This is a genomic window from Glycomyces arizonensis DSM 44726 (assembly GCF_000482705.1).
Taxonomy (GTDB): domain Bacteria; phylum Actinomycetota; class Actinomycetes; order Mycobacteriales; family Micromonosporaceae; genus Glycomyces; species Glycomyces arizonensis.
On record NZ_AXWO01000024.1, the window covers coordinates 46,930 to 60,061 of the forward strand.

Consider the following 13,132-nt stretch of genomic DNA (forward strand, 5'->3'; position numbering starts at 1 on the left):
ACGCGACACGCTGGGTCAGACCATCTTCTTCTTGTAGGCGCGCATCGCGAGCGGGGCCGTGACCGCGAAGATCACCACTGCCCAGATGGCCGTCCACATCAGCGGTTCGGCTATCGGGCCGCTGGAGAGCAGGCCGCGCATGGCGTCGGCCAGGTGCGTCACCGGGTTGACGTCAGCCCAGGCTCCGAGGAAGCCCGGCATCGTCGAGGTGTCCACGAACGCGCTGGAGGTGAACGTCAGCGGCATGATCACCACGAAGGAGTAGATCTGCACCTTCTCCTCCGAGTCGGCCAGCACGCCCATCAGGACCGAGACCCAGGAGATCGCCAGCGCGAACACCACGATCACCACCGTCGCCAGCAGCGCCCCGCTCAGGCTGCGCAGCTCGAAGCCCATGAGCACGCCGAGGATCAGCATGACCGCCACGGACCACACCTGCTTGAACAGGTCGGCGAAGATCTTCCCCGCCAGGGGCGCCGAGCGCGCGATCGGCAGCGACCGGAAGCGGTCGTACACGCCCTTGCGCAGGTCGGCGTTGATGCCGGTCCCGGTGTACATGGTCAGGAAGATCGCGTTCTGCGCGATGAGGCCGCCCAGCACGTACTGCAGGTAGTCCGTCGTCGACCCGGCCATCTGCCCGCCGAAGACGTACACGAACAGCAGCAGGAACATGACCGGGCTCAAGGACAGGTCCACGAGCTCGAACGGGTTGTGCTTGATGCGGACCATCTGCCGCCAGGCCATCGAGAGGGTCTGGCTCATGGTCGCGCCCAGGCCCGGCCGGCCGGTGACGCCGGACGGGGTGTCGAGAGTCGCAGCCGTCATCGGTCGGTCTCGCTTTCGGTCTCGTTGTCTTCGGCCCGGTGGCCGGTCAAGGTCAGGAACACCTCGTCGAGGCTCGAGAGCCCGAGGTGGAACTCGGTGAGGCCGATGCCCCGCTCGCGCAGGTCCGCGGCGAGCACCGGCATGATCGCGTCGTCGTTGACCCCGACGGTGACCGCCCCGGCCTCGACGAGCGGCTCGAGGTCGCCGAACCGCTCGGCGACGAGCGCGCCGACCGCTTCGAGCTGGGCCGGGTCCTCGGGCTGGATGCGCAGGGTCTGGCCGCCGATCTTGGCCTTGAGCTGGGTGGGCGTGCCGGTGGCGATGACGGTGCCGTGGTCGATGACCGCGATGTCGTCGGCCAGCTGGTCGGCCTCCTCCAGGTACTGGGTGGTCAGCAGGACGGTGGTGCCGTCGGCGACGAGGCTGCGGACGAGGCCCCACAGCTCGCCGCGCGCCCGCGGGTCGAGCCCGGTCGTCGGTTCGTCGAGGAAGAGGATGCGGGGCCGCCCCACCAGGCTCGCGGCCAGGTCGAGGCGGCGTCGCATGCCGCCGGAGTAGGCCTTGGCGGCCTTGTCGGCGGCGTCGGAGAGGTTGAACTCGGCGAGCAGCTCGCGGGCGCGCGCCTTGGCGTCGCGCGTGGGCATGCCGAGCAGGCGTCCGATGAAGCGCAGGTTCTCCTCGCCGGTGAGCAGCTCGTCGACGCCGGCGAACTGGCCGGTCAGTCCGATGAGGGTGCGCACGTGCGGGGCGTCGCGCACGATGTCGAAGCCGCCGACGCGGGCGGTTCCGGCGGTGGGCTCGGAGAGGGTGGCGAGCATCCGGACGATCGTGGTCTTCCCAGCCCCGTTGGGGCCGAGGACGCCGAGGACCGTGCCGGCCCTGGCGTTGAGGTCGACGCGGTCGACGGCGATCAGGTCGCCGAAGTTCTTCGTCAGCCCCTCGGTTTCAATGGCGTTGTCATGCGACACGTCGTCCTCCTTGCTGGATGCGTTCGCAGTGTCGGTTCGCTGGAATGGGTTCGGGTTTCCACAGTCATCACACCATAATGATGTCATTGTGACAAGTATCTGACGTCATGGAATTGACGTGCGGCGCATCAGCGCCGGATCGATTGCGGTTCGATCATGCACTCCGGGTCCGACAAGGTGCGAACGATTTGTTCGGGGCGCCTAGGACACCGAGGTCACAGGGATTGCAGCAGCCTGCGGACGCGCTTCTCGCTGACCTGGTAGCGGGTGCCGAGCTGCTGGGCGAAGAAGCTGACGCGCAGCTCCTCGATCATCCAGCGCAGCTCCTGGCCTTCGGCGGTCCGCATGGCCGCCGGGCGGGCGCGCGCCAGCGCGTCGCGCTCGGCCTGGAGAGCGTGGACGACGTCCATCTTGGCCTTGTCCCCCGCGATGTCGTCCTTGACGCGCCTGGCGCGGTAGACGATGCCCTTGACGTAGCGGGTCAGGTCGTCCAGGCGCCACCAGCCGGTCGCGCCCACGAACCCGTCGGCGCCGACCAGGCTCTCGAGCTGGGCGCGCATGTCGCTCATGGCCGCGAGCATCGAGAAGTCGAACTTGCCTTCGAGCAGGCGGGACGCCTCGCGGGCCTCGGTCAGGACCGCGGCCGCCTTGCGCGCCACCGCGGGCGACTCGCCGGCCACCTCGGGGCGGGCGCGCTTCAGCAGCGCCTCGAAGCCGTCGCGGTCCCAGGCCGGCCCGCCGCCTTCGATGAGGACCTTGTCGAGCACCACGCGGACGCAGTCGTCCAAGAGCGCGCCGACGGACTTGTAGGGCCCGGTGGCGAGGACGAGCTGCTCATTGCGGGTGAGGGCCTCCTTGAGGTGCGGGTCGGGGACGTTCAGCCTGAGAAGGCGCCTGGTCCCGGCCCACATGTTCGCCGACTGCGCGCCGACGTCGGCGAAGGCCTTGACGCCGACGCTCTTGCCCTCGTCGAACAGGGCCGGGTAGGCCTTGGCGACGTAGCCGCGGCGCGGGGTCTCCTGGACCTTCGGCAGCGCATCGAAGTCCCATGTGGTCAATCCGGTGCGTTCGAGCTCCGGGGCGGCCTCGGCGGCGGCCTCCTGCGTCCTGGGGGCCAGCTGCCGCTGGAGCGCGCCGAGCTCCTTGCCTTGTGCGAGGACCGAACCGTCCTCGTCCTTGACCTGGAACGTCATGAGCAGGTGGCCGGGGATCTTGGTGAGGTCGAAGGCGTCCTCGGGGACGTTCACGCCGGTCATGGCGCGGAGCATGTCGGCCAGCGCGGCGGTCATGGGACGGGCCTCGGAGGCGTCCATGCGGGCGACGGCGGCCGCCGCGAAGTCGGGGGCCGGCACGAAGTTGCGGCGCAGGCTCTTGGGCAGGCTCTTGATGAGCGACTCGGCGAACTCGGCCCGCAGGCCGGGCACCTGCCAGGTGAAGGCGTCCTCGTTCAGCTGCTGGAGCGCGTCGAGCGGGACCTCGACGGTGACGCCGTCGCCCGCCGAGCCGGGCTCGAACTCGTAGTCGAGTTCGAGGTCGACACCTTCGGAGGTCCACATCTCGGGGTAGGCGTCGGCGCTGAGGTCCTCGGCGCGGTCGCCGAGGAGCAGGGCCTCGTCGAAGTCGAGCCGGTGCTTGTCCTTCTGCTTCTTCCACCAGGAGTCGAAGTGGCGCCCCGAGACGATGTCGGCGGGCAGGCGCTCGTCGTAGAAGTCGAACAGGGTCTGCTCGTCGGCGAGCAGGCCGCGCTGCCTGACGCGGTTCTCCAGGTCCTCGACTGCGGCGATCTTGTCGCGGTTGCGCCCGAAGAAGGGGTGGTGGGTCTCCCACTCGCCTTGGACGAGGGCGTGGCGGATGAACAGCTCGCGGCTCGTCGCCTGGTCGATGCGACCGAAGTTGACCTGGCGGCGCGGCACGATCGGGACGCCGTAGAGGGTGACGCGCTCGAAGGCGAGGACGGCCCCGGACTTCTTGGACCAGTGGGGTTCTGAGTAAGTGCGCTTGACGAGGTGCTCGGCGAGCGGCTCGACCCATTCGGGCTCGATCTTGGCGCAGATGCGGCCCCACAGCCGCGAGGTCTCGACCAGTTCCCCGGCGACGACCCACCGCGGCTGCTTTTTGAAGAGTCCCGAGCCGGGGAAGATCGCGAACTTGGCGTTCCGGCCGCCGAGGTATTCGCGCTTGTCGGCCTCTTTGACGCCGATGTGGGAGAGGAGTCCGGACAGGAGCGCGGTGTGGATGCGGCGGTTGTCCGGGGAGGGCGTCGTCGGAGCGGTGGAGATCTTGAGGCTCTTGAGGACGCCGGTGATCTGACGTACCAGGTCCTGCCATTCGCGGATGCGCAGGTAATGCAGGTACTCCTGTTTGCACATCCGCCGGAAGGCGCTGGAGGAGCGGGCGCGCCGCTCGTCTTCGAGGTACTTCCACAGGTTGAGGAAGGCGGCGAAGTCGGATTCGGGGTCGTTGAAGCGGGCGTGGGCCTGGTCGGACTGGGCCTTCTTGTCGGCCGGGCGCTCCCGCGGGTCCTGGATGGACAGGGCGGCGGCGATGACGGCGACCTCGTGGACGCAGCCCTCCTCCTTGGCCTGGAGGATCATGCGGGCCAGGCGCGGGTCGATCGGCAATCGCGAGATCTCCCGGCCCGTCTTCGTCAGGCGCCGCTCGCCGCCGCGCAGGTCCTCGAGCGCGCCGAGCTCGACGAGGAGGTCGGTGCCGTCCTTGATGTTGCGGGCGTCGGGGGCGTCGACGAACGGGAAGTCCTCGACCCTGCCGAGCTTCGCGGCGGCCATGAGGAGGATGACGCTGGCGAGGTTGGTGCGCAGGATCTCCGCGTCGGTGAACTCCGGCCTGGAGGTGAAGTCCTCTTCGGAGTAGAGGCGGATGCAGACGCCCTCGGCGACGCGGCCGCAGCGCCCGGCGCGCTGGTTGGCGCTGGCCTGGCTGATGCGCTCGATCGGCAGGCGCTGGACCTTGGTGCGGGCCGAGTAGCGGGAGATGCGCGCGTGGCCGCCGTCGATGACGTAGCGGATGCCCGGGACGGTCAGGGACGTCTCGGCGACGTTGGTGGACAGGACGATGCGCCTGCCGGTGTGGGAGGAGAACACGCGGTGCTGCTCGGCGGCCGAGAGGCGGGCGTAGAGCGGGACGATCTCGGTGTGGCGCAGCTTCGCCTTCTCCAGGGCGTCGGCGGTGTCGCGGATCTCCTGCTCGCCGGAGAGGAAGACGAGGATGTCGCCGTCGCCCTCGCGGCCGAGCTCGTTGACGGCGTCGAGGATGCCGTCGGTCTGGTCGCGCTGCTCCTCCTCGTCGACGAGGGGCCGATAGCGGACCTCGACGGGGTAGGTGCGGCCGGAGACCTCCAGGATCGGGGCGGGACCCTCATCGCTCTTGAAATGCTGCGCGAAGCGCTCGGGGTCGATGGTCGCGGAGGTGACGATGACCTTGAGGTCGGGGCGCCTCGGCAGGATCTGCTTGAGGCAGCCGAGGATGAAGTCGATGTTGAGGCTGCGCTCGTGGGCCTCGTCGATGATGATCGTGTCGTAGGCGCTCAGGAGCCGGTCGCGCTGGAGCTCGGTGAGCAGGATGCCGTCGGTCATGAGCTTGACGAAGCTGGAGTCCGAGACCTGGTCGGTGAAGCGGACCTTCCAGCCGACGGCCTCGCCCAGCGGCGAGCCGAGCTCCTCGGCGATGCGCTCGGCGACAGCGCGGGCGGCGATCCGGCGGGGCTGGGTGTGCCCGATCATGCCGCGCACGCCGCGGCCGAGTTCGAGGCAGATCTTGGGGATCTGCGTGGTCTTGCCCGAGCCGGTCTCGCCGGCGATGACGACGACCTGGTGGTCCCTGATGGCCTCGGCGATGTCGTCGCGGCGCTGCGAGACGGGCAGCTCGTCGGGGTAGACGATCTTGGGCAGGCTCGCGGCCCGCGCGGCGAGGGCGGCCTCCTTCGCCTCGACGTCGGCTTCGAGGGCGTCGAACGCGGCCTTGCGCTCGGGGCCGTCGAGCTCGCGGGCCTCGCGCAGGCGCCTGCGCAGCGCACGCTGGTCGGCCGTGCGCAGGGCGAAGACGCGCTCGCGCAGGCTGGTACGGGATTTCGAGGTGCTGCTGGGCATGACGATCGTCAAGGATACGCGGGCGCCCGGCTCCCGTGCCACGGGTTTTCCAGTGGCCGGGCCGCCGGGCCGTCAGTCCTCGGCGCTGATCCCCTTTCCTCGTTCGAGGCGGATGCGGCGGGTCAGGCCGAGCCCGTCGAGGAAGGCCTCGTCGTGGCTGACGACGATCAGGGCCCCCTGGTAGGCGGTCAGGGCCTGCTGGAGCTGGCGGGTCGAGGTCATGTCGAGGTTGTTGGTCGGCTCGTCGAGCAGCAGCAGGTGCGGGGCGGGCCGCGCCGAGAGCACGGTCGCCAGCGCCACGCGCAGCCGCTCGCCTCCCGAGAGCGTCCCGACCTTGTGGAAGACGGTGTCGCCGCGCAGCAGGAAGCGGGCGAGCCGGGTCCGCAGCAGGCTCGGATCGGTCTCGGGCGAGCGGGAGCGGACGCTGTCCAGGACGCTCGACGCGTCGTCGAGGAACTCCAGCCGCTGGGTCAGGAAGCCGTACGGGACGCGCGCGGCCTCGGCGACGGCGCGCAGCAGCGTGGTCTTGCCCGCGCCGTTGTCGCCGGTCAGCGCGATCCGCTCGGGCCCGCGGACGTGGAGGTCGACGCCCTCGCCGTACAGGTCCCCTTCCTTGAGGCCCTCGATGAGGGCGATCTCGCGGTGCGGGCTGACGGAGGTCTCGGGCAGGTCGACGCTGATGCTCGCGTCGTCGCGGACCTCGGACCTGGCGGCCTCGAACTCCTCTTTGGCCTCGGCGACGTCCTCGGCCATCGCGGTCTTGACGCGCCCGGACGTGGTCTCGCCCTGGTTCTTCTTGGCGTTGCGGATGATCGCGGGCGCGTTGGCGTACTTCTTCTTCCCCGCCTTCTCGCGGCGGGCCAGTTTGGTCTGCATCTCGATGAACTCGCGCTTCTGGCGGTTGAGCTCGGCCTTGGCGTCGCGCACGGCCCGCTCGGCGGCCTCCTGCTCGACGGCGATGGCCCGCTCGTAGGCGGCGTAGTTCCCTTCGAAGGTGCGGATGCGCCCGGCGTACAGCTCGGCGACGGCGTCGACCCCGTCGAGCAGCGCCCGGTCGTGGCTGACGACGAGCAGCGTGCCGGGGAAGCGGCGGATGGCCTCGTAGAGCCGGGCCCGGGCCGAGCCGTCGAGGTTGTTCGAGGGCTCGTCGAGCAGCAGCACGTCGGGTCGCTGCACGAGCCGCCCGGCGAGGCCGACGAGCATGGACTCGCCGCCGGAGAGCGTCGCGACGGTCCTGTCGAGTCCGATGTGGTCGAGTCCGAGCTCGTCGAGCGTGACGCGGGAGCGGCCCTGGAAGTCCCAGTCGTCGCCGATGACGGCGAAGTGGGCCTCGTCGGCGTCGCCGGACTCGATGGCCTCCAGGGCGCGCTGCTTGGCGGTGATGCCGAGCAGGTCGGCGACGGTGTCGCCGAGGCGCAGCGGCAGGTCCTGGGGCAGGTAGGCGACGATTCCCGAGACGGTGACGCCGCCGGTGTCCGGTGCGAGCCGCCCGGCGATGAGGCGCAGCAGCGTGGACTTGCCGGTGCCGTTGTCGCCGACGAGGGCGGTGTGGCCACCTGCGAAGACGGCGTCGACCCCGTCGAAGACGCGGTCGCCGTCGGGCCAGGAGAAGCCGAGTCTGTTGACGGTGATGAAGGAGGTCATGCGGGGATTCCTCTCGGATTCGATGCGGACGGGATCGAATGAGAGACATCGCGCCGATGACCGGATTGCCGGGACGCGGGATTTCAGCAGCAGCCGAGTGGCTCCCTGAAGATCGCAGACCGCCCGCTCGTGTGGGGACCGGAGCCGCATGGCGGCTCGACGGCCTCGCCGAGAGCGTGGCGCGATGTCTGTGATCTACAGCTTCAAGGGAGTTCCTGACGTCGACTGCAAGGACCGGATCGATGGTAGCGGCTCGGGCGGGCGCCGTCAATGATGTCGAGAGGCGGCGTCGGACACACCGCCCCTCGGATCGGGGTCAGCAGGTGCCGACCTGTTCCCAGACGCCCCAGTCGCCGGTGGTGCCGGGCTCCTCGCCCTGCGTCCACCACTTGGCGCGCCATTCGGCGCCGTTGTGCGTCACGGTGTCGCCGCCGTTGTAGACGGCGCTGGAGCTCCAGGCCGCGGCGGTGCAGTCGCCGGCGGGCGGCGGATCGTCGTCGCCGCCTCCGCCGTCGTTGCCACCGCCGCCGAACTGGACGTCGATGCACGAGTAGAAGGCGTTGGCGGTGTCGGAGATCGTCCACACCGCCAGGATGATGTGGTGGCCGGACTTGCTCGGCAGGTTGACGTTGTGGGTGACCGACCAGGGGGGCCGGGCGCCGCCGTCGTAGTCGGTGTAGATCGGCGCGGACTCCAGGGCCGCGCGGGTCAGCGGCTGGTTCTCGTTCCAGCCGTCGCGGGTGATGAAGTACTCCCACTTGTCGGTGGCGTGGGCGGCCTTGATCGTCCAGGTGAACGTGCGCGAGCCGGGAGAGACGTTCGTGGCGGGCCAGTCGCCGCCCCGCGGGTCGTCGAGTTCGGAGAATCGGCTGTTGCCGCCGGCGCAGATCGATCCGTCGGCGGGCCCGGCGGCGGGGAAGCCCTTGGGGCCCTCGACGCTCTGCGGCTCCCATTGGATCGCACCGCAGTCGGAGACGGCGCCGCTGGCGCAGTTCGCCGCCCTGCTGGGCGGGTCGGAGATGTAGGCGTGGCCCCAGGCCGGGCTCGCCATCGTCGCCGACAGGACCGCTGCGGCGAAGACGCTGAGCACTGCCAAAAGGCGTTTGGTTCGGCGCATCTGTCGCTCCTCTCAGGGGGTATTGGAGGCGGTGGCCTGCGGAACCTTATTGGCCACCTTATTAACTAAAAACTAAGCTAACAGTTTTTGAACACCCCGCACAAGGGGCATGATCCATCAATTGCCGTCAATACCAAGAAAACCGGTCGCATCCGTGGCGGATGCGACCGGTGAGGCCGGCGAAGTCAGTCCGAATGGGACTCGATCGCGGTCGGGCGCGGGTTCACCGCGCCGCACGACCGACTCGCGGCGAGGGGCCGACCGGTCGATCGGCCCCTGCGGCCGGGTCAGTCCTCGTCGGGCTCCTCGGGATGGGTCATCAGCGTGATCGCCGAGACGACCATGCCCCCGAAGATGATCGCGATGGCGATGACCATCATCGTGATGGCGGTGGCGTTCATTTGGCGGTCCCCTCTCTGACCTGCTCGTCCTCTTCGGATATGAGCACCGGCGCCGGGCGCTTGCGCAAGATGAGCGCCATGATGACCCCGAAGGCGATGGCGCCGATCGCGATCGCCCAGCCGGTGACCTGGTTGGCCGCGTACAGGGCGAGCGGGTCCTCCGGGTCGTTCGGATCGGCGGCGAGCAGGTCGCGGATGTTGAAGAAGAGGATGGCCGCGAGCATGATCGGCGTGATGACGCCCAGGCAGACCATCCAGATCGGTCCGATCTTGAACGTGGAGGTGGCGTTGGCGTTGTCGCGCAGCTCCTTCCACTTCCACAGCACCCACACCACGGCGACGATGCTCACCGGGGCGGCCACGGCGATGCCGTAGTTGTTGATGTAGTTGTCGGTGACGTCGAGCAGGTTCAGGCCCGCCGTGGTCGGCAGCAGCGCGGTCGACACGATCGCGATGCCGCCGCCGACGAACAGCGTGGACTTCACGCGGCTGACGCCGAAGCGGTCCTCCACCGCGGCGACCGGCACCTGGATGATGCTGATCAGCGAGGTCCAGCCGGCCAGCACGAGCGAGCCGAAGAACAGGATGCCGAACAGGCCGGGGGCGAACGGCAGGGTGTTGATGATGGCCGGGAAGGCGATGAACGCCAGGCCGACGCCGGTATCCGAGAGCTCGGCGATCGGGACGCCCGATTGGAGCGACATGAAGCCGAGCACCGAGAACACGCCGATGCCGCACAGGATCTCGAACGAGGAGTTCGAGAAGCCGACGGTGAACGCCGAGGTGGTGATGTCCGACTTGCGTTTGAGGTAGGAGGCGTAGGTGACCATGATGCCGAAGCCGATCGACAGCGAGAAGAAGATCTGGCCGTAGGCGGCGAGCCAGACCCGCGGGTCGGCCACGGCGTCCCAGTCGGGGGTGAAGAAGGTGTTCAGGCCCTGGGCCGCGCCGTCCAGGGTCAGGGCCTGGACCACCAGGACGCCGAACATGACCACCAGCAGCGGGATGAAGATCTTGTTGGCCAGTTCGATGCCCTTGCGCACGCCTGCGCCGATGATGAGCAGCGTGGCGGCCCAGATGACGATCATGACGATGCCGATCTTCGGCAGCCAGGCGCTGAAGTCGTACATCTCGCCGGCCTGCAGGAAGTCCTCGATGAGGAACGCACCCGGGTCCTCGCCCCACTGCTGCGTCAGCGAGAAGTAGCCGTACCAGCAGGCCCAGGCGATGATCGCCGCGTAGTAGACCGAGATGACGATGGAGATCGCCACCTGCCACCAGCCGATCGCCTCGGCGCTCTTGTTCATCCGGCGGTAGGCCACCGGGGCCGAGCCGCGGTATTTGCGGCCGATGGTGAACTCCATGATGAGCAGCGGGATCCCCGCTGTCAGCAGCGCCACCAGATAGGGCACGAGAAAGGCGCCGCCGCCGCTTTCGTAGGCGACGCCGGGGAAGCGCCAGATGTTGCCGAGTCCGACTGCCGACCCGATGGCCGCCAGGATGAACCCGATCCTGGTCCCCCAGTTCTCTCTTGTCATATTGATCCGCTCCAGTCACATACTGTGAAGGCACTCACATTTCGCTTTACGGTATCTGTCCCGATAAAGCATGGTCAAGGCACCGTTATAAGCGTGTTATAAGTCTCCGCTCGCCGAAAGGCCGCCGCGCCCGATTCGGGCAGGACGACCCGCCCCGTTGTGAATCGGCACCGGAAGCGGGTCCGACCGCAGACGATCGGACGCGGCGGCGGTATGCTTTTCTGTTGCGTCCTTGAAATCCGAACACGCCGTACATCCAGAACCCGTGCGTCCTATTCACAGACGTTCATCCCGTTCCGCACCTGAGGAGATCTGTGTCCGCTCCCATGATTCCCGCGATCGACACCGAGCAATCGCGCCTCGACAGGCTGTACTCCCGGCTCGACGAGATCCGCGAGTCGGCCGACACCCGGCTCGACGAGTCGCGGCGCAAGCACGTGGAGAATGAGCAGGAGCTCTCGCAGCGGGACGTCGAGACCCACTTCCACCGCCGCCGCATCGCCCAGCTCGACGCCGTCGAGGACGGCCTGTGCTTCGGCCGCCTCGACTACGCCGACTCGGACCGCCCCATGTACCTCGGGCGCATCGGGCTCCACGACGAAGGCGGCGAGCAGCTCCTCGTCGACTGGCGCTCGGAGGCCGGCAGGCGCTTCTACCTGGCCACCGCCGCCTCCCCCGCCGGGGTGCGGCGCCGCCGCCACCTCCACACCAAGGGCCGGCGCATCGCCTCGATCAACGACGAGGTCCTCGACCTCGACGCCGCCGACGGCTCCGGTTCCACGATCGGCTCCGAGGGCGCCCTCATGGCCGCGCTCGACGCCGCCCGCACCGGCCGCATGCGCGACATCGTCGCCACCATCCAGGCCGAGCAGGACCGCATCATCCGAGCGCCCCTCGAAGGCGTCATGGTCGTCGACGGCGCGCCGGGCACCGGCAAGACCGCCGTCGCCCTCCACCGCGCCGCCTACCTCCTCTACGAGCACCGCGAGCAGCTCCAGCGCCGCGGCGTGCTCATCATCGGCCCCGGCAAGCAGTTCCTGCGCTACATCTCCGAGGTCCTCCCCGGCCTGGCCGAGACCGACGTGCTGCTGCGCACCCCCGGCCAGCTGTTCCCCGGCATCGACCCCGACCGGCCCGAGTCCGAGGCCGCCGCCGCGGTCAAGGGCCGCGCCGTCATGGCCGGGGTCATCGCCAGCGCCGTCGCCGACCGCCAGATCGTGCCCCGCGAGCCGCAGCCGGTCGAATACGAGGGCCACACGCTGTGGCTGCGTCCCGAGAAGATCACCTCCGCCCGCGACGCCGCCCGCGAGACGGGCCTGGCGCACAACGAGGCCCGCGAGACCTTCCACAAGAGGGTCATCGCCGACCTCGCGATGCAGTACGCCGACATCATCGGCGAGGACCCGCTCGGCGGGGAGAACCTCCTCGGCCTCGAAGACCGCGCCACGTTCGCCGCCGAGATCGCCACCGACCCGGTCATCCGCGGCGAGATCGAGCAGCTGTGGCCCGAGCTGACGCCCACCGAGCTCCTGGAGGACCTCTTCGCCTCCCCCGCGCTGCTGGCCTCGGCCGCCGCCGCGTTGCGGAAGGAGGAGCGCCGCCTGCTCCGGCGCGAGCCGGGCGGCTGGAGCGAGGCCGACATCGCGCTGCTCGACGAGGCCGCCGAGCACCTCGGCGAGGTCGAGCGCGAGCGCGGCACCGGCGGCCTCGACGCCGAGCAGATCGCCTACGCCGAGGACGTCCTGTCGATCGCCTCGGGCTCGGCCTCCTTCGACTTCGAGGACGAGGAGTCGGAGATCCTCCAGGCCACCGACGTGATCGACGCGGCCTGGCTCGGCGAGCGCCAGGTGGACCAGCGGTTCGTCTCGGTGGCCGAGCGGGCCGCCGCCGACCGGCGCTGGATCTTCGGGCACGTCATCGTCGACGAGGCACAGGAGCTGTCGCCGATGGTGTGGCGCGCGCTGCTGCGCCGCTGCGTCGCCCGGTCCTTCACCGTCGCCGGGGACCTCGCGCAGTCGGGGAACGCCGCGGCGCCGCACAGCTGGGCCGAGGTCTTCGACGCCTCGGAGCTGGCCTGGAGGGCCGAGCAGCTCACCGTCTCCTACCGCACCCCTGCCGAGATCATGGCCGTGGCCACGAGGGTGCTCGACGCCATCGACGTCGAGGCGCCGCGGCCGCGGTCGGTGCGGGCCTCGGGCAGCGAGCCGTGGCTGGAGATCGTCCCCGAGCGGTTGGCCGAGCGGGTGGCCGAACTGGCCGCCGCGGAGGCGCGGGCCGCCGGTGACGGGAGCGTGGCCATCGTCACCACTCCCGAGCTCGCCGCCGAGCTGGCGTGGATCGACACCGCGTCGGTGCTCACGGTCAAACAGGCCAAGGGCCTCGAGTTCGACAGCGTCATCGTCGTCGACCCCGACGCCATCGCGGGCGCGAACCTGAGGAACCTCTACGTCGCGCTCACCCGCGCCACCAAGCGACTGGGCATTGTGGCCCCCGACAAGCCGGTATTTCCCGGCGCCGAGGTCCTGTAGGAGTC

8 protein-coding genes are annotated in these 13,132 nt (G+C 69.5%); 1 reads left to right on the forward strand and 7 read right to left on the reverse strand.

Annotated features, from left to right (window positions below):
* Nucleotides 1-15: 15 nt before the first annotated feature.
* From H613_RS0115565 to H613_RS0115595, 7 genes are all read right to left on the reverse strand, one after another.
* Nucleotides 16-825: an ABC transporter permease gene (locus tag H613_RS0115565; protein ID WP_026924525.1), complete on the reverse strand. Its 810-nt coding sequence runs from the start codon at nt 823-825 to the stop codon at nt 16-18.
* Nucleotides 822-1,793: a daunorubicin resistance protein DrrA family ABC transporter ATP-binding protein gene (locus H613_RS0115570; protein ID WP_026924526.1), complete on the reverse strand. Its 972-nt coding sequence runs from the start codon at nt 1,791-1,793 to the stop codon at nt 822-824. Before H613_RS0115570 ends, H613_RS0115565 begins: the two co-directional genes overlap by 4 nt.
* 215 nt (nt 1,794-2,008) lie before the next feature.
* A complete protein-coding gene (hrpA, locus tag H613_RS0115575) occupies nt 2,009-5,899 on the reverse strand; it encodes an ATP-dependent RNA helicase HrpA (RefSeq protein ID WP_026924527.1) in 3,891 nt (1,296 codons plus the stop codon).
* A gap of 72 nt (nt 5,900-5,971) precedes the next feature.
* The gene (locus tag H613_RS0115580; RefSeq protein WP_026924528.1) at nt 5,972-7,543 is read right to left on the reverse strand and encodes an ABC-F family ATP-binding cassette domain-containing protein; all 1,572 of its coding nucleotides are present in this window, start codon (nt 7,541-7,543) and stop codon (nt 5,972-5,974) included.
* A 316-nt stretch (nt 7,544-7,859) separates the two neighbouring features.
* Nucleotides 7,860-8,660 carry a lytic polysaccharide monooxygenase gene (locus tag H613_RS0115585; RefSeq protein WP_026924529.1) on the reverse strand — a complete coding sequence of 267 codons (801 nt, stop codon included), beginning with the start codon at nt 8,658-8,660 and terminating at the stop codon, nt 7,860-7,862.
* A gap of 287 nt (nt 8,661-8,947) precedes the next feature.
* The gene (locus H613_RS30180) at nt 8,948-9,061 is read right to left on the reverse strand and encodes a methionine/alanine import family NSS transporter small subunit (protein ID WP_084546668.1); all 114 of its coding nucleotides are present in this window, start codon (nt 9,059-9,061) and stop codon (nt 8,948-8,950) included.
* The gene (locus H613_RS0115595) at nt 9,058-10,599 is read right to left on the reverse strand and encodes a sodium-dependent transporter (RefSeq protein WP_026924530.1); all 1,542 of its coding nucleotides are present in this window, start codon (nt 10,597-10,599) and stop codon (nt 9,058-9,060) included. The genes H613_RS30180 and H613_RS0115595 overlap by 4 nt, the downstream gene beginning before the upstream one ends.
* A 326-nt stretch (nt 10,600-10,925) precedes the next feature.
* Between H613_RS0115595 and H613_RS0115600 the strand changes: the two genes are divergently transcribed.
* Entirely contained in the window at nt 10,926-13,127 is a 2,202-nt protein-coding gene (locus H613_RS0115600) for an ATP-binding domain-containing protein (RefSeq protein WP_035738271.1), read from the forward strand.
* Nucleotides 13,128-13,132 lie beyond the last annotated feature (5 nt).